Genomic DNA, 26,724 nt, shown 5'->3' on the forward strand with positions numbered 1-26,724 from the left:
GACGGCACCACTTTAACCGAAAGCAGCGGCCGTTTTATAGCGGGATTTGCACGTTTTTGTGCGATGCACACGACACGTTCCGAGGTCCGACCGGACGGCCGGGAAAACCCTGGCTGGCGCTTCGATCGGTGCCCGCGCATGTCCGATCCGGCCCCGGGCAGCGTTCACGGTGTCCCGGTAAAATACCGGCCCATGAATGAGGAAACCTGGGCACCCCACGTCACCGTGGCCGCGATCGTCGAGCGCGACGGGCGTTTTCTCCTCGTCGAGGAGCACACGAGCGCCGGACTGCGCCTGAACCAGCCCGCCGGTCATCTGGAAGCGGGCGAGACGCTGCACGAGGCCGTGGTGCGCGAAACGCTCGAGGAAACCGCCCACACGTTCACACCCGAGGCGCTAGTCGGCGTGTACATGACGCATTTCGGCCAGCCAGGCGAGAGCGGCGCGACCTATGTGCGCTTCACATACTGCGGCAGCGTTGCAGCCGTGCCGCAGAGTCGTGCGCTCGATCCGGACATCGTCCGCACGGTATGGATGAGCGTGGACGAACTGCGCGCGGCGAGCGAACGTCATCGCACACCGCTCGTCATGCGCTGTGTCGACGATTACCTCGCGGGCAAGCGCGTGCCGCTGGACTTCATCCACACCCACGCAACCGCGCCCAGGCTGGGAACCAGAAGCTGAACAAGCAGCAAAGAGATGAGCAAATGATGAGCAAGGGCAGGGTCGTGGTGGGCATGTCGGGCGGCGTCGATTCGTCGGTCACCGCATGGCTGCTCAAGGAGCAGGGGTTCGACGTCGTCGGTCTCTTCATGAAGAACTGGGAAGACGACGACGACGGCGAGTACTGCTCGACGCGCCAGGACTGGATCGACGTGGTCTCGGTCGCGGACCTGATCGGCATCGACGTCGAGGCGGTGAACTTCGCCGCCGAATACAAGGACCGCGTGTTCGCGGAGTTCCTGCGCGAGTACTCGGCGGGCCGCACGCCGAATCCGGATGTGCTCTGCAACGCCGAGATCAAGTTCAAGGCCTTCCTCGACCACGCCATGTCGCTCGGCGCCGGGACGATCGCCACGGGCCACTATGCGCGCGTGCGCGAACGCGATGGTCGCTTCGAATTGCTGAAGGCGCTCGACCATACGAAAGATCAGTCGTACTTCCTGCATCGCCTGAACCAGGCGCAGCTTTCGAAGACGATGTTCCCGCTCGGCGAGATTCCCAAGACGAAGGTGCGCGAGCTCGCCGAAAAAATCGGTTTGCCGAACGCGAAAAAGAAGGATTCCACAGGAATCTGCTTCATCGGCGAGCGGCCGTTCCGCGACTTCCTCAACCGCTATCTGCCGACGAAACCCGGCCCGATGATGACGCCCGAGGGCAAGGTCGTGGGCGAGCACATCGGCCTCGCGTTCTACACGTTCGGACAGCGCAAGGGCATCGGGCTTGGCGGCAGCAAGGACGGCAGCGGCGACCCGTGGTTCGTGGCGGGCAAGGATATCGCGTCGAATACGCTCTACGTGGTGCAGGGCCACGATCATCCGTGGCTGCTCGCGCACGAACTGCGCGCGGGCAACGTGAGCTGGGTGGCCGGGGAACCGCCGGCGGAGCACCACGCGTGCGGCGCGAAAACGCGCTATCGCCAGGCCGATGCGCCGTGCACGTTCGCGTCGGCGAGCGAATCCGGCGCGGGCCAGTTCTCGCTGCGCTTTCCCGACGCGCAATGGGCCGTCACGCCCGGCCAGTCGGCGGTGCTCTATGACGGCGACGTATGCCTGGGCGGCGGCATCATCGAAGCGGTGACGACGCTCGCGCCGCATGTGCCCGCCGTGCTGCCACCCGAAGCGCCGAAGAAAAAGAAGCGCGTGCCGCGCAAGAAGCCAGCGGCGGCAACACCGGCAACGGCAGGCCAAACGTGAGAAAAACACGCGGCGCTCCAGGCGCCGCGTGTTTTTTGACCCGACCTTTCCGCCTTCATCGAGCCTGGCCCGAAGGCCGATCGAGCCGTGCTGGCTTCCCGGCCGGATTCACGGACTTGCGGCATCATTCCGGCAAGCCGCGCCCGCCAACGGCGCGGCTGACGCACGCCGCTGCCCTCCAAAAGACGACGCGGCGCGCGCACCCAATCAAGTTCGAGGAGTTCCCCCCAATGTTTTCCCGACGTTATCTCGCCATGTGGGGCGCGGTGCTGCTGCTCGTGGCCTGTGTCGCCGCGGCCGCCCTCCATCATCTGTCGTGGTACTGCGTGATCGTGCCCGTGCTGCTCGTCGCGCTCGGCCTCTACGACATCACCCAGGACCGCCACGCGATTTTGCGCAACTACCCGATCTGGGGGCATATGCGCTTTCTGTTCGAGTTCGTGCGGCCCGAGATCCGCCAGTACTTCGTCGAGGACGACACCGACGAGAAGCCGTTCTCGCTCGTTCAGCGCAGTCTCGTCTACCAGCGCGCGAAGAACGTCGTCGACAGCCGCCCCTACGGCACCGAGCTCGACGTGAAAGCCGTGGGCCACGAATGGATCAGCCACTCGCTCGCCCCCACGAAGCTCGAAGGCAGCGACTTCCGCGTGCTCGTGGGCGCCACGCGCGCGCAGCCCTATTCGATGTCGATCTTCAACATCTCGGCGATGAGCTTCGGCGCGCTCTCGGCAAACGCCATCCGGGCGCTCAACATGGGCGCGAAAAAAGGCCGCTTCGCGCACGACACGGGCGAAGGCTCGCTCTCGAAGTATCACCGCGAAAACGGTGGCGACGTCATCTGGGAAATCGCGTCGGGCTACTTCGGCTGCCGTAACGACGACGGCACCTTCAGCGCCGAAAAATTCCAGCGCCTCGCGAACGAGCCGCAGGTGAAGATGATCGAGGTGAAGCTCTCGCAGGGCGCGAAGCCCGGCCACGGCGGCATGCTGCTCGCCGCCAAGGTCACGCCCGAGATCGCCGAAACGCGCGGCATTCCGATCGGCAAGGACTGCGTGTCGCCCGCCCGCCACTCGGAGTTCTCGACGCCGCGCGGCCTGCTCGAATTCGTCGAGCGCCTGCGCAAGCTCTCGGGCGGCAAACCCACCGGCTTCAAGCTTTGCATCGGGCACCCCTGGGAGTTCTTCGGCATCGCCAAGGCGATGCTCGAGACCGGCATCCTGCCCGACTTCATCGTCGTGGACGGCGCCGAAGGCGGCACGGGCGCGGCGCCGCTCGAATTCACCGATCACATCGGCACGCCGTTGCAGGAAGGGCTGCTGCTCGTGCACAACACGCTCGTGGGCATCGGCCTGCGCGACAAGATCAAGATCGGCGCGAGCGGCAAGATCATCACCGCGTTCGATATTGCGCGCACGCTCGCGATCGGCGCGGACTGGGTCAACTCGGCGCGCGGCTTCATGTTCGCCGTGGGCTGCATCCAGGCGCAGAAGTGCCACTCCGACCGCTGCCCCACCGGCGTCGCCACGCAGGACCCCGTGCGCCAGCGCGCGCTGAACGTGCCCGACAAGGGCGAGCGCGTCTTCAATTTCCATCACAACACGCTGCACGCGCTCCAGGAGCTGATCCAGGCCGCCGGTCTCGCGAGCCCGTCGGATCTGCGTGCGCATCACATCGTGCGGCGCGTGTCGTCGTACGAGGTGAAGCTGATGTCGGAGCTGCTCAAGTACCTGAAGCCCGGCGATCTGCTCGAAGGCCGCTATCGCTATCAGTTGTACGAAAAGTGGTGGCCTCTCGCTCGCAGCGACTCGTTCGCGCCGGTGGAGGAGAAAATCGCCTGAGGAAGGAGGATCGCGCCGCCGCTGCGAAGTGAGATGCGCGGTGCGCAGCGGCTCGGGACGCGCCTTGCGCGCGTCCAGCGGCAAACGCCCGACGGCAACACTCTGCCGCCGGGCGTTTTTTGTCAGCCTTGCGGCACCGTGTCGATGAACGACGGGCGCTGCGACAGCTTTTCGTAGTGGCGCGCAAGGTTCGGATGCGCCTCGCGCCAGTTCAGCTCCGGCATGCGGAAGTCGAGATAGCCGAGCGCGCAGCCCACGGCGATATCCGCGAGCGTGTAGCGGTTGCCCGCGCACCACGGGTTGCCGTCGAGACCCTTGGCCATCGCGTCGAGGCCTTCGCGGATCTTGCGCTCCTGGCGCTCCACCCACGCCTCGCTGCGCTGCTCCGGCGTGCGCTGCGTGGCTTCCAGCCGGATCAGCACGGCAGCGTCGAGCATGCCGTCGGCGAGCGCCTCCCAGCAACGCACTTCGATGCGCTCGCGTCCTGCCGGCGGAATCAGCTTGGCCACGGGCGAGAGCATGTCGACGTATTCGCAGATCACGCGCGAGTCGAACACGGCTTCGCCGTCGTCCATCACGAGGCACGGAACCTTGCCGAGGGGATTGAAATCGTGGATCGTCGTGTCGGCGCCCCACACGTTTTCGAGCACCAGCTTGTAGTCGATTTTCTTTTCGGCGAGCGTGATCCGCGCCTTGCGGACATACGGGCTGCCGAGCGAACCGATAAGTTTCATCGCACCTGCCTTTTCTGGAATCCGGCCGAAGTATACGTTGGATTCCCGTTTTTCTGACGTGTCGTCTGTTGCAGTGCAGGAATTTTCCTACAAACAATGTCAGCCGGAGACAACATCCTGCACCGGAAGGCCCTTGCGGGCGGCCGGAGGCGCCGCGCGCCTGTCTGTAGCCAGCGCTACAATCCCACGATGGACTCGACCCTCACGCAAAGCCCCCCCGCCGCCTCGCGCGAAGCCCAATCTGCCGCCGACCAGGCCGACATGCAGCGCGGCCCGGACGGCGGCGCCGCGCTCTATCGCGCGCGCCGCGAACGCGTGCTTGCCGCGCTGCGCGCCCGGGGCGGCGGTGTCGCGCTCGTGCCGACCGCGCCCGAGGCGCTGCGCAACCGCGACGCCGACTATCCCTATCGGCACGACAGCTACTTCTACTATCTCACCGGCTTCACGGAGCCCGAGGCGCTGCTCGTGCTCGACGCGAACGCGGGCGAGAACCAGCCCGCCGCGATCCTGTTCTGCCGCGCGAAGAACGTCGAGCGCGAAACCTGGGAGGGCTTCCGCTTCGGTCCTGACGCCGCGCGCGAAGCATTCGGCTTCGACGCCGCCTTTGCCATCGACGAACTCGATGCGCGCATCGCCCAGCTCATCGCGAACCGGCCGGCGCTGCACTACGCGCTCGCGGCCTCCGAGCGCTTCGACGCGCAGGTGAAGCGCTGGCTCGACGCGGTACGCGCGCAGGGGCGCAGCGGCATCACCGCGCCGGCCGCCGCGTACGACCTGCTGCCGCTGCTCGACGACATGCGCGTCATCAAGGACGCGCACGAACTCGACACGATGCGGCGCGCCGCGAAGATCTCGGCGCTCGCGCACGTTCGCGCGATGCAGACCTGCAGGCCCGGCATGCGCGAATATGAAATCGAGGCGGAGCTGCTCTACACGTTTCGCAAGCACGGCGCGCAGGCGCCGGCCTACGGCTCGATCGTCGCGGCGGGCGCGAACGCCTGCGTGCTGCATTACCCCGCGGGCAACGCGGTGGCGCGCGAAGGCGACCTCGTGCTCATCGACGCCGCGTGCGAGCTGAACGGCTACGCCTCGGACATCACACGCACGTTTCCGGCCAGCGGCCGCTTCACCGGCGCGCAACGCGAGCTGTACGACATCGTGCTCGCCGCGCAGCAGGCCGCCATCGACGCGACGCGCGCGGGCGTGAACTTCGAGGCGCCGCACGACGCCGCCGTGCGCGTGCTCGCGCAGGGGCTGCTCGATACCGGCATCGTCGACCGGCAGCGCTTGGCGAGCGTCGACGACGTGATCGCCGAGCGCGCCTATGCGCGCTTCTACATGCATCGCACGGGGCACTGGCTGGGCATGGACGTGCACGATGCGGGCGATTATCGTGAACGCGGCGAACACAGCGGCGCAAGCGCGGACGCCCCGCCGCCCTGGCGCACGTTGCGCCCCGGCATGACGCTCACGATCGAGCCGGGCCTCTACGTCCGCGCGGCCGAGGACGTGCCCGAGCACTACTGGGACATCGGCATCCGCATCGAGGACGACGCCATCGTCACCGAAACGGGCTGCGAACTGATCACGCGCGACGTGCCCGTCGCCGCCGACGAAATCGAGGCGCTGATGCAGGCCGCGCAGCGCGGTGCCTGAAGCCGGCTCGGACACGAAGACTCCATACGAAGCGAAACAAACGACATGAACGCAGTTTCCGGCAGCGCGAGCCACGCCTCCAACGGCGAGCCCGCGCAAGCACATTTCGATCACGACGTGACGATCGTCGGCGCAGGGCCGGTGGGTCTCGCGCTCGCGGGCTGGCTCGCGCGGCGCAGCGCCACGCGCGGACTCTCGATCGCGCTGATCGACGCGCGCGAACCCGGAGACAGCGCTGGCGACCCGCGCGCGATCGCCGTCTCGCAGGGCAGCCGCACACTGCTCGAAACGCTCGCGTGGCCTCACGACGCCACGCCCATCGAGCGCATCCACGTTTCGCAGCGCGGCCATTTCGGGCGCACGCTGATCGACCGCCACGACTACGATCTGCCTTCGCTTGGCTACGTGGCGCGCTATGGCGCGATCGTGCAGGCGCTCGCACAGGCCGTGCGCGGCACGGGCGTGCACTGGCTGCATCACACGCATGCGCATGATCCCGTGGTGGAGCACGATGGCGTGACGCTGCCCGTCGTTAGCGCGGGTGTAGCGCGCCACATGCGCACGCGCATCCTCGTGAACGCAGAAGGCGGGCTCTATCGCGCGCCGCCGCAACGCGCCGCGCAGGACGATTCCGCTGAAGCCGCCGAAGCCGACGTGACAAGCGCGCAGTCGCGGGTCGAGGCGCGGCGCACGCGCGACTATGGCCAGACCGCGCTGGTCGGCGTGGTGACGCTCTCAGCGCCGCAACCGCACGTGGCGTGGGAACGCTTCACGGGCGAAGGCCCGATCGCGCTCCTGCCGATGGGCGGCGTGCGCGGCGCGGATTACGCGCTGGTGTGGTGCTGCTCGCCTGCGCAAGCCGAGCGCCGCGCGCAGCTAGGCGATGCCGACTTTCTAGCGGAGCTTGGCGTAGCGTTCGGCGCGCGCATGGGCCGCTTCACGCAGATCCACGGCCGCGCGGCGTTCCCGCTCGGCTTGAACGCGCTCGACGCGCTAGTTTCCGGCAACGGCCGCATCGCGGCGGTCGGCAACGCGGCCCAGACGCTGCACCCGGTGGCGGGACAGGGCCTCAATCTCGGTCTGCGCGACGCGCATGCCCTCGCCGATTCGCTCGCGCAGCACGGCCCCACCCCGCGCGCGCTCGGCGAGTTCGCGAGCCGCCGCGCGTTCGACCGGCGCCTGACGATCGGCGCGACGGATACGCTCGCACGGCTGTTCACCATCGATTTCGGCCCGCTCGCCACATTGCGGGGGCTCGCGCTCACGGCGCTCGAATTCGTGCCGCCGGTGAAGGCGGCGCTCGCCCGGCAGATGATGTTTGGTCAGCGGAGTTGATCCAATCGACAAGCGAAATCCGTTCGACACCTTGCCCTTGCCAACCGCGCTACAATAGATACAAATTGTAGATATATTCGAGGGCGCGAATGGACATCGCGAAAATTTTCAAGCACGGCGGTTCGCAAGCTGTCAGGCTCCCAAAGGATTTCCGCTTCGAGACGACGCAGGTGCGCATACGCCGTCACGGTGCGGCCGTCATCCTCGAACCGGTGCCGCAGGACTGGGCATGGCTCTCCCCGCTGATCGGCCCGATCGATGCCGACTTCGAAACAGCCGCAACCACGCAACCGGCAGAACAAGTGCGGCCTGACCTGGACTTGTTCGAATGAAATATCTGCTGGACACGAATGCCGTGATCGCAATCCTCAAAGGCGAACCCGTTATGTTGGGGCGCTTGCGTGCGCACTTGCCGAGCGATTTCGGACTCCCATCGATCGTCATGCATGAGTTGTATTACGGTGCCCATAAGAGCCAGCGGGCAGCCGACAACCTCGCTCGCGTCGAAGCCCTGCAATTCGAGGTCGTACCGTTCGACGCAGAGGACGCGCAGCACGCCGGTGAACTCCGCGCGCGACTTGCGGCCGCCGGCACGCCGATTGGTCCTTACGACGCACTTATCGCCGGACAGGCGCGCGCGCGTGGGCTGGTGCTAGTCACGCACAACGTACGAGAATTTGCACGCGTGGGCGACTTGCAAGTCGAGGACTGGCAAGCTGAAGCCTGAATGTGACGCGTGAATCCGATCGACGATTCGCCTGTGAAGGGTCGAATCGGATTTCACTTGAACGCCGTTGCGTGGGTTTCAGGCCGCGTGTTGAACCGTCCCAGGGTCCACGCACCGCGACCTCGCATCGCGCTTACGCTAAAATACGCGTTTCCCCTTTTTAAAGTTCACGCCGCTAGCCGCGCCAGCCGGAAACGCATTCCCGGCCGCGACCTCCGGCCTTCGCTCGCGCGTCATGCTCACAATCGGCCGCCACACCCTGCGTAATAACCTGTTCGTCGCGCCCATGGCGGGCGTCACGGACCGGCCGTTCCGCCAGTTGTGCAAGCGCCTCGGAGCGGGCTACGCGGTCTCTGAGATGGTCGCGTCCAACGCGCAGCTTTGGAAAAGCGAAAAGACCATGCGCCGCGCCAATCACGCGGGCGAAGTCGAACCGATCTCCGTGCAGATCGCCGGCGCCGACCCCGACATGATGGCCGAAGCCGCGCGCTACAACGTGGCCAACGGCGCGCAGATCATCGACATCAACATGGGCTGCCCGGCCAAGAAGGTCTGCAACGTCGCGGCCGGCTCGGCGCTCCTGCAGAACGAGCCGCTCGTCGCGCGCATCGTCAAGGCCGTGGTCGACGCCGTGGGCGTGGGTCCGGACGCCGTGCCCGTCACGCTCAAGATCCGCACGGGCTGGGACCGCGACAACCGCAACGCGCTCACCATCGCGCGCATCGCGCAGGATTGCGGCATCGCCATGCTCACCGTGCATGGCCGCACCCGCGCGGACCTCTATCACGGTGAAGCGGAGTACGAAACGATTGCCGCGGTGAAGGCCGCCGCGCGCATTCCCGTGGTCGCGAACGGCGACATAACGTCGCCGCACAAGGCGCGCGAGGTGCTCGCGCTCACGGGCGCGGACGCCATCATGATCGGCCGGGCGGCGCAGGGGCGCCCGTGGCTCTTTCGCGAGATCGAGCATTTCCTTGCGACGGGCGAGTTGCAGCCGCCGCCGCGCGTGGACGAAATCCAGTCGATCATGAACGAGCATCTGGAGGACCACTACGCGTTCTACGGGGAATTTACCGGCGTGCGTACTGCGCGCAAGCATATCGGCTGGTACACTCGCGGCCTTTGCGGCGCCAACACCTTCCGGCATCGCATGAACACGCTGGACACCACACGCGAGCAGCTCGTCGCCGTCAACCAGTTCTTCGACGAACAAAAGGCGCGCTCCGAGCGCCTCGTCTACGTCGACGACGAAAACAACGGCAGCGACAGCGGCGACGAATCAACCGATCGACTGGCAGCATGAGCAAGCACAACATCGAACAATCCGTCCGCGAGAGCCTGGGCATCTACTTCCAGGACCTCGACGGCAGCAATCCGCACGACGTCTACGACATGGTGATGGCGTGCGTCGAAAAACCGATGCTCGAGGTGGTGCTCGAGCAGGCAGGCGGCAATCAGTCGCTGGCCGCCGAGTATCTCGGCATCAACCGCAACACGCTGCGCAAGAAGCTCCAGCAGCACGGCCTGATGTAACGCCGCTGCGCTTTACTGGACCTTCGGCGCGGACTCCTCGATCTCTCGGCAACTCTCCCCCATCATGATCAAGCAAGCGCTCATCTCCGTTTCCGACAAGTCTGGCATCGTCGACTTCGCGAAATCGCTGTCCGATCTCGGCGTCAAGATCCTGTCGACCGGCGGCACCGCGAAACTGCTCGCGGACGCGGGCCTCCCCGTCACCGAAGTGGCCGACTACACCGGCTTCCCGGAAATGCTCGATGGGCGCGTGAAAACGCTGCACCCGAAGGTGCACGGCGGCATTCTCGCGCGCCGCGACCTGCCCGAGCACATGGCCGCGCTCGAAAAGCACGGCATCCCGACGATCGACCTCCTCGTCGTGAACCTCTATCCGTTCGTTCAGACGGTGTCGAAAGACGAGTGCACGCTCGAAGACGCGATCGAGAACATCGACATCGGCGGCCCGACCATGCTGCGCTCGGCCGCTAAGAACCATCGCGACGTGACCGTGGTCGTCGATCCGGCCGATTACGCGAAGGTGCTCGAAGAGATGCGCGCGAACGGCAACAGCGTGAGCTACGCCACGAACTTCCGCCTCGCGACCAAGGTGTTCTCGCACACGGCGCAGTACGACGGCGCGATCACGAACTACCTCACGAGCCTGACCGAAGCGCTCGAGCACAAGTCGCGCAACACCTACCCGGCCGTGCTGAACCTCGCGTTCGACAAGGTCCAGGACCTGCGCTACGGCGAAAACCCGCACCAGAGCGCCGCGTTCTACCGCGATCTCACGGCGCCCGCCGGCGCGCTCGCGAACTACACGCAGCTGCAGGGCAAGGAGCTCTCGTACAACAACATCGCCGATTCGGATGCGGCTTGGGAATGCGTGAAGACGTTCGACGCCCCGGCCTGCGTGATCATCAAGCACGCGAATCCGTGCGGCGTGGCGATCGGCGCGAACCCGCTCGAAGCGTACTCGAAGGCGTTCCAGACCGATCCGACTTCGGCGTTCGGCGGCATCATCGCGTTCAACCGCGAAGTGGACGAAGCCGCGGCGCAGGCCGTGTCGAAGCAGTTCGTCGAAGTGCTGATCGCGCCGTCGTTCTCGGAAGCCGCGAAGGCCGTGTTCGCAGCGAAGCAGAACGTGCGCCTGCTGGAAATCGCCCTGGGCGATGGCCATAATGCGTTCGACCTGAAGCGCGTGGGCGGCGGTCTGCTGGTGCAATCGCTCGACGCAAAGAACGTGCAGCCGCACGAACTGCGCGTGGTGACGAAGCGCCACCCCACGCCGAAGGAAATGGACGATCTGCTGTTCGCATGGCGCGTCGCGAAGTTCGTGAAGTCGAACGCCATCGTGTTCTGCGCGAACGGCATGACGATGGGCGTGGGCGCAGGCCAGATGAGCCGCGTGGATTCCGCGCGCATCGCCAGCATCAAGGCAGAGAACGCGGGCCTCAAGCTCGCGGGCACGGCGGTCGCCTCGGACGCGTTCTTCCCGTTCCGCGACGGCCTCGACGTGGTGGTGAACGCGGGCGCGACCTGCGTGATCCAGCCGGGCGGCTCGATGCGCGACGACGAAGTGATCGCCGCCGCCGACGAGCACAACATCGCCATGGTCATGACGGGCATCCGCCACTTCCGTCACTGATCTTTGCTGCCTTGATCGCATGCGGCGCGTGACCTGCACGTGACGCGCCGCTTGCGCGAAGCCCGCTGGACTTGCGTCTCGCGGGCTTTTTTCTTTGCGCCGCGCGCCGGGTTGGCTTGCAACTTCAAGGCTCGCGGCATCTGTGCCGTTCGTTGTAACATCGCAGCCACATCCCGGCTTTTCCCGCACTCCATGAGAATTCTCGGCATCGACCCCGGCTTGCGCGTCACGGGCTTCGGCGTGATCGAGCGTCACGGCCACACGCTCACGTATGTCGCAAGCGGCGTCATCCGTACCGCCGATGCCGATCTTCCCACGCGCCTCGGCACGATCTTCGAGGGCGTCTCCACGCTGATCCGCCAGCACGCGCCCGACCAGGCCGCAATCGAAAAGGTCTTCGTCAACGTCAATCCGCAATCGACGCTGCTGCTCGGCCAGGCGCGCGGCGCAGCAATCTGCGGGCTGGTCTCGGGCGGCGTGCCGGTTGCCGAATACACCGCGCTGCAGCTCAAGCAGGCCGTGGTCGGCTACGGCCGCGCGACCAAGGAACAGATGCAGCAGATGGTCGTGCGCCTGCTCGCTCTCACGGGCACGCCCGGCACCGACGCCGCCGACGCGCTCGGCATGGCGATCTGCCATGCCCACGGTGGCGATGCGCTCGCGACGCTAGGCGGCATGGCGCCGGCGCTCGCGAAGAAGGGCATGCGCGTGCGGCGCGGGCGGTTGATTGGCTGAATACGCGGCTCGATCAAACGAGCGCTCTATCCGCGTCTGAACCCGTCTGAACCCGTCCGAACGCGGCTGAACGCGCGAGCGCAGCCTGGCCGCACGGCCAATGTCCAGGCGAGGCGCGCCGCACCGTCGTCCCCTCCGCTACACTCTTGAGCTTTCCCTCATCACAGAAACCGCCATGATCGGTCGCATTGCCGGCGTACTGCTGGAAAAGAACCCGCCGCACCTGCTCATCGACTGCAACGGCGTCGGCTACGAAGTCGACGTACCGATGAGCACGTTCTACTACCTGCCCGGCACCGGCGAGAAGATCGTGCTGCTCACGCAGATGATCGTGCGCGAAGACGCGCATCTGCTCTACGGCTTCGGCACGCAGCAGGAACGCGCGACGTTTCGCGAACTGCTCAAGATCAGCGGTATCGGCGCGCGCATGGCGCTTGCCGTGCTCTCCGGTATGAGCGTGCACGACCTTGCGCAAGCGGTCACGCAGCAGGATGCGGCGCGCCTCACGCGGGTGCCCGGCATCGGCAAGAAAACGGCCGAGCGCCTTCTGCTCGAACTCAAGGGTAAGCTCGGCGCGGACCTCGGCGCGATGGGCGCCGCCGCTTCGCCGTCGGATCACGCGAACGACATCCTCAACGCGCTGCTCGCACTCGGCTATTCGGAGAAGGAAGCACTGGCAGCGGTCAAAAGCGTGCCCGCCGGCACCGGCGTTTCCGAAGGCATCAAGCTCGCGCTCAAGGTGCTCTCGAAGACGTGATCGCGAGGCGCCCGCGTACGCGACAGGCGCTGTTAGTTGCGCACCTGTCGCGGGGCGCGGGATGCAGCGTTGAGCGCATGGCACGCGCGGTACAATCGCCCAATGATCGAAACCGACAAACTCGCCGCCAACCGCGCCGGCGCCGACCGCGTGATCGCCGCCACGCCCGCCTCGACTCGCGAGGAAGCGTTTGAGCGCGCATTGCGCCCGCGTCAGCTCGACGAATATGTCGGCCAGGAAAAGGTGCGCGGCCAGCTCGAAATCTTCATCGAGGCCGCGAAACGCCGCTCCGAACCGCTCGACCACGTGCTGCTGTTCGGGCCGCCGGGCCTCGGCAAAACGACGCTCGCGCACATCATCGCGCGCGAAATGGGGGTCAATCTTCGACAGACGTCGGGCCCCGTGCTGGAGCGCGCGGGCGATCTCGCGGCGCTGCTCACCAATCTCGAAGCCAACGACGTGCTCTTCATCGACGAGATTCACCGGCTCTCGCCGGTCGTCGAGGAAATTCTGTATCCCGCGCTCGAGGACTACCAGATCGACATCATGATCGGCGAAGGGCCGGCCGCGCGCAGTGTGAAGCTCGACCTCCAGCCGTTCACGCTCGTGGGCGCGACCACGCGCGCGGGCATGCTCACGAACCCGCTGCGCGACCGCTTCGGCATCGTCTCGCGCCTCGAGTTCTATAACGCGGGCGAACTCTCACGCATCGTGCAGCGTTCGGCTTCGCTGCTCGGCGCGCAGATCCATCCTGATGGCGCGCTGGAAATCGCGCGCCGCTCGCGCGGCACGCCGCGGATCGCGAACCGCCTGCTGCGCCGTGTGCGCGACTATGCCGAGGTGAAGGCAGACGGCGCGATCACCGCGAGCGTCGCCGACGCCGCGCTGCGCATGCTCGACGTCGATCCCGTGGGCTTCGACCTGATGGACCGCAAGCTGCTCGAAGCCATCCTGCACAAGTTCGATGGCGGCCCGGTGGGCGTGGACAACCTTGCGGCCGCGATCGGCGAGGAGCGCGACACGATCGAAGACGTGCTCGAGCCGTATCTGATTCAGCAAGGCTATCTGCAGCGCACGCCGCGCGGCCGCGTGGCCACGCAGCTCAGCTATCGCCACTTCGGCCTCACCGTGCCGGACCAGGCATCGACGGGCGAATTGTGGGATCCGGACGCGTCATAAGGCGCGCGATCAACCACGCAGCGAGCGAGAGAACACGATGTCCGACCACGCCGGCCGTCCTCACAACGCTGCCGAACCGACCGGATTCGCCGCTCAGTTCGCATGGCGCCTGCGCATGACGCTCGCCGAGAGCGTCACGCATCTCACGACGGGCAGCGGCCCGAGACTCGATTACTCCCACCCGCCGGGCGACCCTGGCCTCTTCGGACCCGACGCCGTCTGCTGGACAGTCCACGCCGATTTCGCCGCGATGATGGCGGGCGGCGTCAGCGCGCTGCTGCTGCAGGCGCTGCATCCGCTCGCGCTCGCGGGCGTCTGGGACCACTCGACGTTTCGCTCGGACATCCTCGGGCGGCTGCGACGCACCGCAACGTTCATCTCGGGCACGACCTACGGCAGCCGCGCCGATGCGCTCGCGCTCATCGAGCGCGTCAAGCACATCCATCTCGCCGTGACCGGCATTGCGCCCGACGGCCGCCCCTATCGCGCGAGCGATCCCGCGCTGCTGACCTGGGTGCACGTGGCCGAGGTTTCAAGCTTTCTCGGCGCGTATTTGCGCTACGTGAATCCCGCGCTGGCAGCCGGCGCACAGGATCAGTACTACGCCGAAGTCGCCCGCATCGCCGAACTGCTCGGCGCGACGAACGTACCGCGCTCGCGCGCCGAAATCGCTGCGTATCTTCGGTCGATGGAGCCCGAACTCGTTGCCAGCGAGCGCACGGCCGAGGTCGTACGCGTGCTCATGGAAGCGCCCGCGCCGCGCCCCGGAATGCGCCCCGCCGGGGCGCTGATCAGGAACGCCGGTATCGACCTGTTGCCGCCGTTTGCGCAACGGATGCTCGGCTTCGACACCTTCGCCTTGGCGCGCCGCGCCGTCGTGCGGCCGGGCATGCGCGCGATTGCGCCGGTGTTGCGCTGGGCGCTCGTCAACGGTGTCTCGAAACGGGCGCGGCGGCGGGCGGCGGCGAAGCCTCCGCCGGCAACGCCTTCGCAATAGGGACTGGCGCTATCCAATCAAGAACGGCCAACCCGCTCACGCAGGTTGGCCGTCTCGCTTGCAGCGCGTCGATGCGCCAGCGTGCTTACATCTTCACCACGTCGAGCAGCGTCTTCTTGCCCGCCTTGTAGTTGTACAGCGAGATCACGCCGTGCTTGAGGTCGCCTTTCGAATCGAAGATCGTCTCGCCAATCACGCCCTTGTAGTCCGTGCTCGGGATCTGCGCGAGGACCTTGGCGTGGTCGGTGGATTTCGCGCGCTTCATCGCGTCGACGATGATGAACACCGCGTCGTAGGTGAACGGCGCATCGAATTCGATCGGGTGACCGAAACGCTTCTCGTACTTCGCGGCGAAGGCCGCGCCGCCGTTCATGCGCTCGACCGCCATGCCGGCCTGCGAGCAGACGACGTTGTCCGTCGCCGCACCTGCGAGCTGCGCGAGGCTTTCCGTGCACACGCCGTCGCCCGACAGCACCTTCGCGCGCAGGCCGAGCTGCCGCGCCTGCTTCGCGAACGGGCCGCCGGTGGCGTCCATGCCGCCGTACATGATCGCGTCGGGGTTTTCGCCCTTGATCTTGGTCAGGATCGCGCGGAAGTCCACGGCCTTGTCGTTGGTCGCGTCGTGCGAGAGCACCTTGATGCCGAGCGCCTTCGCCGTCTTTTCGAACTCGTTCGCGAGACCCTGCCCGTACGCCGTCGAATCGTCGACCACGGCGACGGTCTTGACGTTCAGGTTCTTCGCCGCGTAGTCGGCAAGCGCCGGGCCTTGCTGGGCGTCGGTCGCGACCACGCGATAGGTGGTCTTGAAGCCCTGCTGCGTGTACGAAGGATTCGTCGACGACGGCGAGATCTGCACGATGCCCGCATCGCTGTAGATCTTCGAAGCCGGGATCGAGGCACCCGAGTTCAGGTGGCCGATCACGGCGACGACCTTGTCGTCGACGAGCTTCTGCGCGACCTGGGTGGCCTGGCGCGGGTCGGCGGCGTCGTCCTGCCCGTCGAGCACGAGCGTGACTTTCTGGCCGTCGATCGTAAGGCCCTTGGCGTTGATTTCCTCGACGGCGAGGCGCGCGCCGTTTTCATTGTCCTTGCCGAGGTGCGCGGAACCGCCCGTGAGCGGGCCAACGTGGCCGATCCTGACGACCTGATCGGCCGCCGCCGCCGAGTGGTTAGCCGACAGCGCTGCGAGCGCCATGACTGCCGCGCTCAGCGGCGGCAGCTTGTGAAGCTTGAACGTCATTGATCTTTCTCCTGCGGTTTTTTTGGGGATACCCGGTTCGAATGCAACCCTCGGGTCGCAGCCTCACGCGTGGGATGCGTGCGCGCCCCTCTTCGACGCGAAGCCAGGCGTCGCGCCTGGCGGCTCGAACACGAAAGGTTGGATGGATATTAGCAGGACGCTTAAAATTCGGTTGGCTTTTGGAAAGAAACCGAAAGCATCCGGAAAGGATGAGACGCGCCGCAATGGCAGCGCGGACCGGGAACGGCGCGGATATGAAGAAAGGGGAAACGACAGCACGCGCGCGAGCGTGCCGCGCGCTTGAACGAAGTGCGGCTTAGCGCCCCGCCTCGGGCGCGCGCTTGAAACCGTCGTCGGCGCTGATGCCGCCGAGATGCGTTACGTCGCCCCAAGCGACGATGCCTGCCTGCGTCACGTAGTCGTCGCGCTCGAAATCGACGACGTTCACGCTCGTGTTGAGAAGGGGCCACGCACGCGGCGCGTCGAGCGCGAGGCCGTTTGCGAAGCGGTACACGCAGTCGAGCACGCCGCCATGCGCGACGCACGCAATGCGCCCGCCCGGATGCATGGCCAGGATCGGCTCCAGCGCATGGAGCACGCGGTGATAGAACTCGCGCTGCGACTCGCCCTCGGGCGGTGCGAAGCCGGGGTCGCGTGTTTGCCAGTGCGCGTACTCGTCCGGGAAACGCTCGGCGATCTCGTCGCTGTCATGGCCCTGGAATGCGCCATAGTTTCGCTCGCGCAGGCCTTCGGTGAGCTGCACCGGCAAACCCAGCGCCGCCGCGATGGGTTGGGCAGTCTGTTGCGCCCGCAACAGATCGCTCGACCAGATTGCATCGAGCTGCGCGCCCGCCCGCACTTCTTGCACGAGCCGCGCGCCCAGTTGCTGCGCCTGCGCCACGCCGCTTTCAGCGAGCGGAATGTCGATATGCCCCTGGATGCGCTTGATGCGATTCCAGTCCGTTTCGCCGTGGCGGATGAAGAGGATTTGCGTGTTCATGATTCAGTTGCGCACTTGCAGCCAGAACGTCACGGGGCCGTCGTTGACGAGCGACACCTGCATTTCGGCGCCGAACTCGCCGGTCTCGACGATCGGATGCTTCTCGCGTGCGGCCGCGACGAAGTAGTCGAACAGACGCCGCCCTTCTTCCGGCGGCGCGGCGGGCGTGAAGCTCGGGCGCAGGCCGCTGTTCGTGTCGGCGGCGAGCGTGAACTGCGAGACGAGCAGCAGGCCGCCAGAGGCGCCATTGCCGTCGATGTTCTGCACACCCAGGTTCATCTTGCCGGCGGTGTCGCTGAATACGCGATAACCGAGCAGCTTGGCGAGCAGCTTGTCGGCGCTGGCCTCGGTGTCGCCGCGTTCCGCGCAAACGAGCGCGAGCAGCCCCTGGCCGATCGCGCCGGTCACGCGCTCGCCGCCGCTGTCCGCCACGCGGACCTCGGCGCGGCGCACGCGCTGGATCAGCGCAATCATGCGGTGAGCGTCACGCGAGCGAAGCGGCGCTTGCCGACCTGCACGACGAACTCGCCCGCCTCGACCTTCAGGCCCTTGTCGGAGACAGTCGCGCCATCGATCTTCACGCCGCCTTGCTCGATATTGCGCAGCGCTTCGCTCGTGGACGGCACGAGGCCCGCCTGCTTGAGCAGCTGGCCGATGGCGAGCGGCGCGCCCGCGAGCGTGACCGACGCGATGTCGTCCGGCACGCCGCCCTTCGCGCGGTGGTTGAAGTCTTCGAGCGCGCGCTCGGCGTCGGCCTGCGAGTGGAAGCGCGCGACGATTTCCTGCGCGAGCAGCACCTTGAAGTCGCGCGGATTGCGGCCCGCTTCGATCTCGCGCTTGAAGCCTTCGATCTCTTCCATCGGCCGGAACGAGAGCAGCGTGAAGTAACGCCACATCAGCGTGTCGGAAATGCTCATGAGCTTGCCGAACATGTCGTTGGGCTTCTCGCTGATGCCGACGTAGTTGTTCTTCGACTTCGACATCTTCTCGATGCCATCGAGGCCTTCGAGCAGCGGCATCGTGAGAATGCACTGCTGCTCCTGGCCGTACTGCTTTTGCAGTTCGCGGCCAACGAGGAGATTGAACTTCTGGTCCGTGCCGCCGAGTTCCAGATCGGCATTGAGCGCGACCGAGTCGTAGCCCTGCATGAGCGGGTACAGGAATTCGTGGATCGAGATGGGCACGCCGCTCTGGAAGCGCTTGGTGAAGTCCTCGCGCTCCAGAATGCGCGCGACCGTGTAGCGCGACGCGAGCTTGATCATGCCGTCGGCGCCGAGCGGCATCGACCATTCGCTGTTGTAGCGGATCTCCGTTTTCTCGCGGTCGAGCACGAGCGCAGCCTGATCGAAGTACGTTTTCGCATTCGACTCGATCTGCTCGCGCGTGAGCGGAGGACGCGTGGCGTTGCGCCCCGACGGGTCGCCGATCAGCGAGGTGAAGTCACCGATCAGGAAGATCACGGTATGACCGAGATCCTGCAACTGGCGCATCTTGTTGAGCACGACCGTATGGCCGATGTGGATGTCCGGCGCGGTCGGATCGAGGCCCAGCTTGATGCGGAGCGGCTTGCCGGTGGCGGCGCTGCGAGCGAGCTTCTGCTCGAATTCGCTTTCGATCAGGAGTTCGTCGACACCGCGCTTCGTGACGGCGAGCGCGTGACGGACTTCGTCGGTGACCGGAAAGGCGTCTTTTGCGCCGCTGCTGGTGCCGTTGTTGGATGTGGACTCGGTGCTCATGCTTCGATCGGTTCTGTCGTTAAGTCTGGGTCTAGACCGCGATTTTACGTGATTCGACTCGGGTGGCCGAAGATTGGGGTTGCGCGCTCGCCGTTTTACCCACTGCAGCCGCCCACCCGCGATCTCCCGCTCAGGAACGGGCGGCAGCGCGCACCACGCGCGGCAGGCCTTTCGCACGCGCCTGCCAGAGGTCGTATGCGACCTGCATCGCGAGCCACAGGTCGGCGCGGCCACCATTGTCCTCGCCAAGCCATGCCTCGAGGCGCAGCGCCATTTCGGGTGAAATGCCGGCGTGGCCGTTGAGCACGCGAGATAGCGCGGCACGCGTGACGCCCAGTTGCGCCGCGGCTTCGGTCACGGTGAGTCCTAGCTCCGGGAGAATATCGTCCCGCAGCGTTTCGCCGGGGTGCGGCGGATTGTGCATGCGTGTCGTGTCGTTCATCTTGCTCGTGCCTCCTCAGTGGTAGTCGTGATAGTCGACGAGGACCGCGTGGCAGCCTTCGAACGCGAAGGTCAGCCGCCAGTTGCCGTTGACGCAGACCGCGTGGTGGCCGTCGAGACGGCCTTCCAGCGCATGACAGCGCCAGCCAGGCACGTTCATGTCGCGCGGCGACTCTGCCGCGTCCAGGCGCGCCAGTTGGCGCCGCAGGCGCGGTATGTGATCGGGACGGATACCCGCCTTGCTGCCGGTGAAGAAGAATGCCTTCAGCCCTTTGTGGTTCCACGACTTGATCATGATTCTCCAGACTGAACAGATCGAACATCGGTTGGCCTGGAGTCTCGTTGTCGGGCAGGGGTGCCTCCGTATAGCGTATAGTTACACTATACTGTCGCAGCGCTACCCAGTCAACGTATCGCCAAGACAGTTGATTTCGCGCAAGGCTCCAGTGCCGCCCGATTGCGAGCGGCCATCAGGAGCGTCCCATGAAGCCAGGACGCGCAACAGTCGTCCATTGCGCTTACGTTCGAACCGCATTGCCCCGATAATCTTCGCGCAGGGCACTGGATTGCATTCACGAAAGGAGCACAACGTGGCGCGACGCGACGCACGAAACGAGAGCGCACACGCCGCCGACGGCGTGTATTTCGGCCTGATGTCGGGCACCAGCATGGACGGCGTGGACGGCATTGCCGTTCGCTTCGAGACGGGCCAGCGGCCGGTGGTGCTGGCCGAGGCGTTCGTCGGGTTCGCGCAAGGGCTGCGCGAGGCACTTTTTTCACTGCAACAGCCAGGCGAGAACGAGATCGAGCGCGTGGCGCTCGCCGGCAACGCGCTAGCGGCCCGCTATGCGGTTTGCTGCCACGAGTTGCTGCGCGCGGGCAGTATTTCCCCCGCCGAAGTACGGGCGATCGGTGCGCACGGTCAGACCGTGCGGCATCGGCCCGAAAAGGGCTACACGGTGCAGATCCAGAATCCGGCGCTCCTCGCGGAACTCGCGCACATCGACGTGATCGCCGATTTCCGCAGCCGCGACGTCGCCTCGGGCGGCCAGGGCGCGCCGCTCGTGCCCGCGTTCCACGCGACCGTGTTCGGGTCCCATGAAGAAACGCGCGTGGTCTGCAACCTGGGCGGCATCAGCAACATCACGGTGCTCTCGGCGACGGGTGCCGTGCACGGCTTCGACTGCGGCCCTGCCAATGCGCTGCTCGACCTCTGGGCCGAGCGGCATCTGGGCAAGCCTTACGACGAAAGCGGCAAGTTCGCCGCGAGCGGCACGCCGCCTCATTCGCTTTTGAACGCCCTGCTCGACGAGCCCTTCTTCGTGCAGCCGCCACCCAAGAGCACGGGCCGCGATCTTTTCAACGCGCAATGGCTCGACGACAAGCTCAAGGCATTCGAATCGCTGTCGCCCGCCGACGTGCAGGCCACGCTCGTCGCGCTGACCGCCGTCAGCGTGGCGCGCGAGATCGAGCGTCACGCGAGCGATTGCCGCGCTGTGTATGTCTGCGGCGGCGGCGCGCGCAATCCGGTGTTGATGGCGGCGCTGCAGAAAGCGCTCGAAACGGGCGGTGTGGCGGGCGTGACCGTCACGACGACCGAGGCGCTCGGCGTGCCGCCGCACCAGGTGGAGCCGCTCGCCTTCGCGTGGCTCGCCATGCGCTGCGTGGCGCGGGAGCCGGGCAATCTTTCGGCCGTCACGGGAGCGGCGGGCGAGCGCGTGCTGGGCGCGATGTATCCGCGCTGAGCAGGCTGCATATACGGAGCATGCTGGACGCGTAGCAATAAAAAACGGGGCCGAAGCCCCGTTTCCCTGGCTCAGCAGACGCTATCGCTCAAACCGAGAACGACGAGCCGCAACCGCAGGTAGTGGTCGCGTTCGGGTTCTTGATGACGAATTGCGCGCCGTTCAGATCGTCCTTGTAGTCGATCTCGGCGCCGACGAGGTACTGGTAGCTCATCGAGTCGATCAGAAGCTGGACGCCGTTGCGGTTCATCACGGTGTCGTCTTCGTTGATCGTCTCGTCGAACGTGAATCCATACTGGAAGCCCGAACAGCCGCCGCCCTGCACGAATACGCGCAGCTTCAGCTCCGGGTTGCCTTCCTCGTCGATCAGTTGCTTGACCTTGTCAGCCGCTGCTTCGGTGAAAACGAAGGGACCGGGCATTTCGGTCGCGGTAGTTTCGGTGACAGCGCTCATTCGAACTCTCCAAAAAAGCTTCTAGCCGCTATTGTAGGGCTCTTCCCGATATCGTGCTTAAGCCCACAAAATCAAGGGTTTCTCCAGTTTGTCGACGCTTGCGCGCGGTAGCTGTATCAGCCCGACAAACGAAAAAGCCGCCCGGCGCCGGAGAGCGCGGACGGCTTTTGCAGCAGCGCTGTGCTCTGCGAGAAGCACAGGCCGAAGTGCCAATCTGGGATTAACGCTTCGAGAACTGCTTGCGGCGGCGTGCCTTGTGGAAACCGACCTTCTTACGTTCCACTTCACGTGCGTCGCGGGTGACGAAGCCAGCTTGCGACAGTGCCGGCTTGAGCGTCGCGTCGTAATCCATCAGCGCGCGCGTGATGCCGTGGCGAACTGCGCCGGCCTGGCCGGTTTCGCCGCCGCCCGTCACGTTCACCTTGATGTCGAACGTCGTGCCGTGGTTCGTGAGTTCCAGCGGCTGACGCACGATCATGAGCGACGTTTCGCGCGAGAAGTAGTCGGCGATGGGCTTGCCGTTGACGACGATTTCGCCCTTGCCCGACTTGATGAAGACACGGGCGACGGCGCTCTTGCGGCGGCCCGTACCGTAATTCCAGTTACCGATCATGTGGGCTCCCCTTAGATCTCGAGCGCCTTCGGCTGTTGTGCCGAGTGCGGGTGCGTTGCGTCTGCGTAGACCTTCAGCTTCTTGATCATCGCGTAGCCGAGCGGGCCCTTCGGCAGCATGCCCTTCACGGCCTTCTCGAGCGCGCGGCCCGGGAAGCGTTCCTGCATCTTGCCGAACGTCGTTTCGTAGATACCGCCCGGGTAGCCCGAGTGACGGTAGTACTTCTTGTCGGTGGTCTTGTTGCCCGTGACCTTCAGCTTGCCGGCGTTGATGATGATGATGAAATCACCAGTGTCGACGTGCGGGGTGAACTCAGGCTTGTGCTTGCCGCGAAGACGGCGTGCCACTTCGCTGGCGACACGGCCGAGAACCTTATCCGTCGCGTCAATCACGTACCATTCGCGCTGCACTTCATGTGCCTTGGCGGAAAAAGTCTTCATGATCGATCCAAAAAAATATGCTGTGCCCTGTGCTTCTTTTGTCCTGCTTGTATGGTGACGCTCGTTGGCGCCGGCGCAGGCTCTCCCTGGTTCGAGTTTCCCCGTCTCCGCTCGGGCATGGATGCGGAGAACCTACGATTATAAAGGGAAAATTGGCCGCACGTCAAAATTTGCAGTCAACGAGGGCAAAGCAGCATGAACGCGACGGACGAAAAAAAGCCCGAACGCGTTTGCTCGGGCTTAATCCACCTTTTGGAGGAGGGTGGAGGAGACATGCTGAGGTGTCGTGAAGCACGACAACCAACGAGATGAATTATACGGATTGGCCTTGTGCGGCGCAAGAAGATTTGCATTGCGAAATGCTGAACCACGATATGAAACGAAGAAGCTGCGAGTGGTGCGCAAGAAAATCCTTGTTTATCAGACACTTGATGCCAACGGCTACGGAGGCCACCTCAAGCGACATAGAGCGAAACCCCTAACCTGACCAGGGAAATCCGTCTCCAAGACAGCATCTTGCATTGCAGCATTCAAGGACAATTGTCGAGGCGCGCGCCGCCACGTCCCCTCGGACATACCAGTAAAGCGCGGGCTACAATGCCGTCTGAATCAAGAAACCGCGCAGGGGCACTCGCATGGAATGCAAAGTTAGCTGGATGGGTCAGGACGGCATGGCGTTCGCAGCCGAAACGGGCAGCGGCCATCTCGTCAACATGGACGGCGCGCCGGAAGGCGGCGGCCACAATCTCGCGCCGCGGCCCATGGAAATGGTGCTGCTCGGCACCGGCGGCTGCACGGCCTATGACGTGGTGCTGATCCTCAAGAAGAGCCGCCAGGAAGTGAGCGGCTGCAACGTCACGCTCAAGGCCGAGCGTGCCAGCGAAGACCCGAAGGTGTTCACCAGGATCCACTTCCACTTCACCGTGACCGGCAAGAATCTCAACCCGGCCACCGTGGAGCGGGCGATCAACCTGTCGCATGACAAGTACTGCTCGGCGTCGATCATGATCGGCAAGACGGCCGAGATCACGCATTCGTTCGAGATCGTTGCCGCCTAAGCTCAGCGGCAAAAATCGGCGGCGAAAAGAAAAAGCCGGCGCGGTTCTTCGATGAACCGCGCCGGCTTTTTGCATCGATGAGGCGGCAAAGCAGGCCGATAAGCCGGATTCTGTGCACACGCCGCGTCCGAAGACGCGCCGCGCGTGGCAGCCATTCCTCTAGGCGCGCCATTGCTGACGCGCTCAAGCTTCCTACCCGCAGACGAGACGGGGGCCCCATCCTGCATCCGTAGATGCGCGCCTGCCTACTTGGAATTGCTCCGGGTGGAGGTTGCCGTGCCGCCTACGTCGCCGCAGACGCGGTGCGCTCTTACCGCACCGTTTCACCCTTACCTGATCCCGACCGAAATCGGGCCATCGGCGGTCTGTTCTCTGTTGCCCTGTTCCGCGTGTCGCCACGGATGGCCGTTAGCCATCACCCTGCCCTGTGGAGTCCGGACTTTCCTCGCCCCCGCTGCTTCAACCCACCGAAGCTTTGGAGCCGCGACTGCCTGGCCTGCTTTGCGAGGCGCGATCTTAGCACGGCCGGGCAGACCGCACAGGGGGCCGGATCGCCGCGGGCTGTCCGTTCAGCGTGCGCGGCGGCCAGGACGGAAGACCGTCGTGTCGTCGTAGAACGCCGGGTCTGCGTTGGGCGCCCACCAGCCCGGGATGCCTAGCACCGGCAACGGGGCAAAGCTGCGGCCGTCGAGCATCGCGGCGTTTTCCAGGGTTGCGCTCACCGTTTCGTCCAGATGCGCATCGCGTTGCGCCCGCGACCAGGTGAACCAGGCTTCTGGCACCTCGACCACCCAGGCGTGCGCCGTGCACGCCGGATACGGCGCAATCAGCTTTTCGAGCAGCGCGTGCCCGAAGACGCGGACTTCGCAGCGCGCGCTGCCATCGCTCCCGCTCTCCAGGAGGTCCGGCGACTCCCAGGCCGCCCGCTGCGCGACGAACAGCGTGCGCCAGTCGAAGCCGCGCAGCGCCGCGACGAGCGCCGGGTCGGATGACGCGTACAGCACCGCATTCTCGTCGAACAGCGTAAGCGCGTCACGCACGCCGCCGCGCGTGGGACCCACGCCCAGCGCGTCGATCGCCGCGGCCTGGCGCGCGTTCAGCGCGGCCTTGATGCGAGGAAACGAGAACCACGTGAGCGCGTTGAAAAAATCGTGCAGGTTGTGGCGCGTCGGCACGCAGCCCGTCGCGGCGATATGCGCCTCGTAGGCCGCGCCCTCGGGCAGATCGTCCTGGGCGATGAAGGAGAGCGGCTGGCCGCGGCCCGTCTGGCGGGCGGCGGCGCGCGCATCGGCGTTCAGTTCGTCGAGATACGGCGTGTAGCCCGCTAGCGCGGCCTGCTGCCAGCGCCGGCCGCGCGCGGCATGTTGCGCGAACCACGGCCGCGCCCAGTCGATATCGGCAAAGCCGCCGGCCGGCAGCGTCCGGCGCGGCGCACGCGCCCACATCGCTGCGCTCGCATCGCCGGTCGTGGCTGCAGCGATCGTTGCGCCCGCAGCCACACCGTGCCCCGCCTCGTTCAAGCGAGCTTCCAGCCGATCGGCTCGCCGCCGCGCAGCGGCACGACGGGCGTATCGCCCGCTTCGACCTCGGCCGGCAGCGTCCAGGTTTCGCGGCGCAGCGTGACCGTTTCGGTCGCGCGCGGCAAGCCGTAGAAGTCCGCGCCGTAGAAGCTCGCGAAGCCTTCGAGTTTGTCGAGCGCACCTGCGTTGTCGAACGCCTCGGCGTAGAGCTCGAGCGCGTGCAGCGCCGTGTAGCAGCCCGCGCAGCCGCAGGCGTGCTCCTTCAGCCCCTTCGGATGCGGTGCGCTATCGGTGCCGAGGAAGAAGCGATGGTCGCCCGAGGCCGCCGCTTCCACCAGCGCCACGCGATGCGTCTCGCGCTTGAGCACGGGCAGGCAGTAATAGTGCGGACGGATGCCGCCCTGGAAGATCGCGTTGCGGTTGTAGAGCAGGTGATGCGCGGTGATCGTGGCGCCCAGCAGGCCGGGAGCTGCTTGATCGGCGCGGATGTAGTCGACCGCGTCCTTCGTCGTGATGTGCTCGAACACCACTTTGAGCCCGGGGAAATCGCGGCGCGTCGGAATCATCACGCGGTCGATGAAGACTTTTTCGCGGTCGAAGAGATCGATGTCGGCGCTCGTCACTTCACCATGCACGAGGAGCGGCATGCCCACTTCCTGCATCGCTTCGAGCGTTTTCGCGCACTTGCGGATGTCGGTTACGCCGGCGTCCGAGTTCGTCGTCGCGCCGGCCGGATACAGCTTCACCCCGTGCACGAAGCCACTCGCCTTCGCGCGGCGGATTTCCTCGGGCGGCGTGTTGTCGGTCAGATAGAGCGTCATCAGCGGCTCGAACGTCGAGCCCGCCGGCAGCGCCGCGAGAATGCGCTCGCGATAGTCGGCGGCCTGCTCCGTCGTGGTGACCGGCGGCTTGAGGTTCGGCATGATGATCGCGCGGCCGAACTGGCGCGCCGTATGCGGCAGCACCGCCGCCAGCATGGCGCCGTCGCGCACGTGCAGGTGCCAGTCGTCGGGACGGGCGAGCGTAAGAGTCGTGGGGGAAGAGGCGTTCATGGCTAAAGTTCAGGCGCGGTAATGAATCGACAGCGAGGTCAACAACAGCGTCAACAGCAGAGTCAACAGCGGAATGAATGAACGGCGCCTGGCTCGAGGAAACGCGCGCAGGTTGCCGGAAATTCCGGGCATATCACCAGGAGCGCGGGAAAGCGCACGGCGTCGGCCGATGCAAGACCACCGCGAGCACCGAGCGCACCGTCGCGTGCATACGACAATTCGCGAAGGCCATGCGGCTGCGCGTGCCGTTCAACGCATGCCTGCTTTGCATCCGACAAATTTCGTATTGGCGACGCGCAGGCCGGTGATATGCTTGGAAAATCATCATTGTACCGGTTCATGCAACAACTCAGCGGCGGGTTCTGCGTGCCACCATGGCCGCCGCGTC

General features: G+C 65.6%; 28 protein-coding genes and 1 other RNA gene. 16 read left to right on the forward strand and 13 right to left on the reverse strand.

The features are described 5' to 3' along the window. Positions 1–192: 192 nt before the first annotated feature. The 3 genes from VSR34_RS03170 (at position 193) to VSR34_RS03180 (ending at position 3,754) form a co-directional block, all read left to right on the forward strand. Complete coding sequence (locus VSR34_RS03170) at positions 193–684, forward strand: NUDIX hydrolase (protein WP_028209446.1); 492 nt, start codon at positions 193–195, stop codon at positions 682–684. A gap of 26 nt (positions 685–710) precedes the next feature. Then, the gene (gene mnmA / locus VSR34_RS03175) at positions 711–1,916 is read left to right on the forward strand and encodes a tRNA 2-thiouridine(34) synthase MnmA (RefSeq protein ID WP_051390686.1); all 1,206 of its coding nucleotides are present in this window, start codon (positions 711–713) and stop codon (positions 1,914–1,916) included. Positions 1,917–2,146: 230 nt separating this feature from the next. After that, positions 2,147–3,754, forward strand: coding sequence for an FMN-binding glutamate synthase family protein (locus VSR34_RS03180; RefSeq protein ID WP_028230094.1), 1,608 nt, complete (start codon positions 2,147–2,149; stop codon positions 3,752–3,754). A 122-nt stretch (positions 3,755–3,876) separates the two neighbouring features. Here the strand turns inward: VSR34_RS03180 and VSR34_RS03185 are convergent, their stop codons facing one another. Then, complete coding sequence (locus tag VSR34_RS03185) at positions 3,877–4,488, reverse strand: glutathione S-transferase C-terminal domain-containing protein (RefSeq protein ID WP_028209444.1); 612 nt, start codon at positions 4,486–4,488, stop codon at positions 3,877–3,879. Between the two features lie 261 nt (positions 4,489–4,749). On the opposite strand from VSR34_RS03185, the gene VSR34_RS03190 reads away from it, so the two are divergent. The 11 genes from VSR34_RS03190 (at position 4,750) to VSR34_RS03240 (ending at position 15,037) form a co-directional block, all read left to right on the forward strand. Continuing rightward, positions 4,750–6,144 carry an aminopeptidase P N-terminal domain-containing protein gene (locus VSR34_RS03190; protein WP_342961958.1) on the forward strand — a complete coding sequence of 465 codons (1,395 nt, stop codon included), beginning with the start codon at positions 4,750–4,752 and terminating at the stop codon, positions 6,142–6,144. A gap of 45 nt (positions 6,145–6,189) precedes the next feature. After that, positions 6,190–7,479 (forward strand): UbiH/UbiF/VisC/COQ6 family ubiquinone biosynthesis hydroxylase, encoded by a 1,290-nt coding sequence (locus VSR34_RS03195; RefSeq protein ID WP_342961846.1) that lies wholly within the window; start codon positions 6,190–6,192, stop codon positions 7,477–7,479. A gap of 89 nt (positions 7,480–7,568) precedes the next feature. Then, entirely contained in the window at positions 7,569–7,811 is a 243-nt protein-coding gene (gene vapB / locus VSR34_RS03200) for a type II toxin-antitoxin system VapB family antitoxin (RefSeq protein WP_342961847.1), read from the forward strand. Beyond that, on the forward strand, positions 7,808–8,206 hold the full coding sequence (locus VSR34_RS03205; RefSeq protein ID WP_342961848.1) for a type II toxin-antitoxin system VapC family toxin: 399 nt from the start codon (positions 7,808–7,810) through the stop codon (positions 8,204–8,206). The genes vapB and VSR34_RS03205 overlap by 4 nt, the downstream gene beginning before the upstream one ends. A 235-nt stretch (positions 8,207–8,441) precedes the next feature. Further along, positions 8,442–9,509, forward strand: coding sequence for a tRNA dihydrouridine synthase DusB (dusB, locus tag VSR34_RS03210; RefSeq protein ID WP_028230090.1), 1,068 nt, complete (start codon positions 8,442–8,444; stop codon positions 9,507–9,509). Beyond that, complete coding sequence (locus VSR34_RS03215; protein WP_028209438.1) at positions 9,506–9,739, forward strand: Fis family transcriptional regulator; 234 nt, start codon at positions 9,506–9,508, stop codon at positions 9,737–9,739. The genes dusB and VSR34_RS03215 overlap by 4 nt, the downstream gene beginning before the upstream one ends. A gap of 64 nt (positions 9,740–9,803) precedes the next feature. Beyond that, entirely contained in the window at positions 9,804–11,369 is a 1,566-nt protein-coding gene (purH, locus tag VSR34_RS03220; protein ID WP_028209437.1) for a bifunctional phosphoribosylaminoimidazolecarboxamide formyltransferase/IMP cyclohydrolase, read from the forward strand. Positions 11,370–11,561: 192 nt separating this feature from the next. After that, positions 11,562–12,104: a crossover junction endodeoxyribonuclease RuvC gene (gene ruvC / locus VSR34_RS03225; protein WP_028209436.1), complete on the forward strand. Its 543-nt coding sequence runs from the start codon at positions 11,562–11,564 to the stop codon at positions 12,102–12,104. 175 nt (positions 12,105–12,279) lie between these two features. Next, complete coding sequence (gene ruvA, locus VSR34_RS03230) at positions 12,280–12,861, forward strand: Holliday junction branch migration protein RuvA (RefSeq protein WP_342961849.1); 582 nt, start codon at positions 12,280–12,282, stop codon at positions 12,859–12,861. 102 nt (positions 12,862–12,963) lie between these two features. After that, a complete protein-coding gene (ruvB, locus tag VSR34_RS03235) occupies positions 12,964–14,040 on the forward strand; it encodes a Holliday junction branch migration DNA helicase RuvB (RefSeq protein ID WP_028230088.1) in 1,077 nt (358 codons plus the stop codon). Positions 14,041–14,077: 37 nt separating this feature from the next. After that, entirely contained in the window at positions 14,078–15,037 is a 960-nt protein-coding gene (locus tag VSR34_RS03240) for an oxygenase MpaB family protein (protein ID WP_342961850.1), read from the forward strand. An 85-nt stretch (positions 15,038–15,122) separates the two neighbouring features. Here the strand turns inward: VSR34_RS03240 and VSR34_RS03245 are convergent, their stop codons facing one another. The 6 genes from VSR34_RS03245 to VSR34_RS03270 form a co-directional block, all read right to left on the reverse strand. Further along, positions 15,123–16,277: a branched-chain amino acid ABC transporter substrate-binding protein gene (locus tag VSR34_RS03245; RefSeq protein ID WP_028230086.1), complete on the reverse strand. Its 1,155-nt coding sequence runs from the start codon at positions 16,275–16,277 to the stop codon at positions 15,123–15,125. A gap of 316 nt (positions 16,278–16,593) precedes the next feature. Beyond that, positions 16,594–17,277, reverse strand: a complete 684-nt coding sequence (locus VSR34_RS03250) for a histidine phosphatase family protein (protein WP_028209431.1) — start codon at positions 17,275–17,277, stop codon at positions 16,594–16,596. 3 nt (positions 17,278–17,280) lie between these two features. After that, positions 17,281–17,751 (reverse strand): D-aminoacyl-tRNA deacylase, encoded by a 471-nt coding sequence (gene dtd / locus VSR34_RS03255; protein WP_028230085.1) that lies wholly within the window; start codon positions 17,749–17,751, stop codon positions 17,281–17,283. Then, positions 17,748–19,013, reverse strand: a complete 1,266-nt coding sequence (gene tyrS, locus VSR34_RS03260) for a tyrosine--tRNA ligase (protein WP_342961851.1) — start codon at positions 19,011–19,013, stop codon at positions 17,748–17,750. Before tyrS ends, dtd begins: the two co-directional genes overlap by 4 nt. A gap of 130 nt (positions 19,014–19,143) precedes the next feature. Further along, entirely contained in the window at positions 19,144–19,455 is a 312-nt protein-coding gene (locus tag VSR34_RS03265; RefSeq protein ID WP_342961852.1) for a HigA family addiction module antitoxin, read from the reverse strand. Between the two features lie 15 nt (positions 19,456–19,470). Next, positions 19,471–19,749 (reverse strand): type II toxin-antitoxin system RelE/ParE family toxin, encoded by a 279-nt coding sequence (locus VSR34_RS03270; RefSeq protein WP_342961853.1) that lies wholly within the window; start codon positions 19,747–19,749, stop codon positions 19,471–19,473. Between the two features lie 295 nt (positions 19,750–20,044). On the opposite strand from VSR34_RS03270, the gene VSR34_RS03275 reads away from it, so the two are divergent. Beyond that, the gene (locus VSR34_RS03275; RefSeq protein ID WP_342961854.1) at positions 20,045–21,199 is read left to right on the forward strand and encodes an anhydro-N-acetylmuramic acid kinase; all 1,155 of its coding nucleotides are present in this window, start codon (positions 20,045–20,047) and stop codon (positions 21,197–21,199) included. Positions 21,200–21,287: 88 nt separating this feature from the next. Here the strand turns inward: VSR34_RS03275 and erpA are convergent, their stop codons facing one another. The 3 genes from erpA to rplM form a co-directional block, all read right to left on the reverse strand. Continuing rightward, positions 21,288–21,653 (reverse strand): iron-sulfur cluster insertion protein ErpA, encoded by a 366-nt coding sequence (gene erpA, locus VSR34_RS03280; protein ID WP_028209426.1) that lies wholly within the window; start codon positions 21,651–21,653, stop codon positions 21,288–21,290. 220 nt (positions 21,654–21,873) lie between these two features. Further along, positions 21,874–22,266: a 30S ribosomal protein S9 gene (rpsI, locus tag VSR34_RS03285; protein WP_028209425.1), complete on the reverse strand. Its 393-nt coding sequence runs from the start codon at positions 22,264–22,266 to the stop codon at positions 21,874–21,876. Positions 22,267–22,277: 11 nt separating this feature from the next. Next, on the reverse strand, positions 22,278–22,706 hold the full coding sequence (rplM, locus tag VSR34_RS03290) for a 50S ribosomal protein L13 (RefSeq protein WP_027795838.1): 429 nt from the start codon (positions 22,704–22,706) through the stop codon (positions 22,278–22,280). 635 nt (positions 22,707–23,341) lie between these two features. Between rplM and VSR34_RS03295 the strand changes: the two genes are divergently transcribed. Beyond that, complete coding sequence (locus VSR34_RS03295) at positions 23,342–23,764, forward strand: OsmC family protein (RefSeq protein WP_028209424.1); 423 nt, start codon at positions 23,342–23,344, stop codon at positions 23,762–23,764. 83 nt (positions 23,765–23,847) lie between these two features. Here the strand turns inward: VSR34_RS03295 and rnpB are convergent. The 3 genes from rnpB to pyrC all read right to left on the reverse strand — a co-directional run bounded on the left by rnpB (position 23,848) and on the right by pyrC (position 26,336). Beyond that, positions 23,848–24,267: RNase P RNA component class A (rnpB, locus tag VSR34_RS03300), an RNA gene on the reverse strand. Between the two features lie 66 nt (positions 24,268–24,333). Beyond that, entirely contained in the window at positions 24,334–25,209 is an 876-nt protein-coding gene (locus VSR34_RS03305) for a DUF3025 domain-containing protein (protein WP_342961959.1), read from the reverse strand. 71 nt (positions 25,210–25,280) lie between these two features. Beyond that, positions 25,281–26,336: a dihydroorotase gene (pyrC, locus tag VSR34_RS03310; RefSeq protein WP_342961855.1), complete on the reverse strand. Its 1,056-nt coding sequence runs from the start codon at positions 26,334–26,336 to the stop codon at positions 25,281–25,283. Between the last annotated feature and the right edge of the window lie 388 nt (positions 26,337–26,724).

Origin of the sequence: Paraburkholderia sp. JHI2823, from assembly GCF_038900695.1 — a bacterium.
GTDB classification, from domain to species: Bacteria; Pseudomonadota; Gammaproteobacteria; order Burkholderiales; family Burkholderiaceae; genus Paraburkholderia; species Paraburkholderia mimosarum.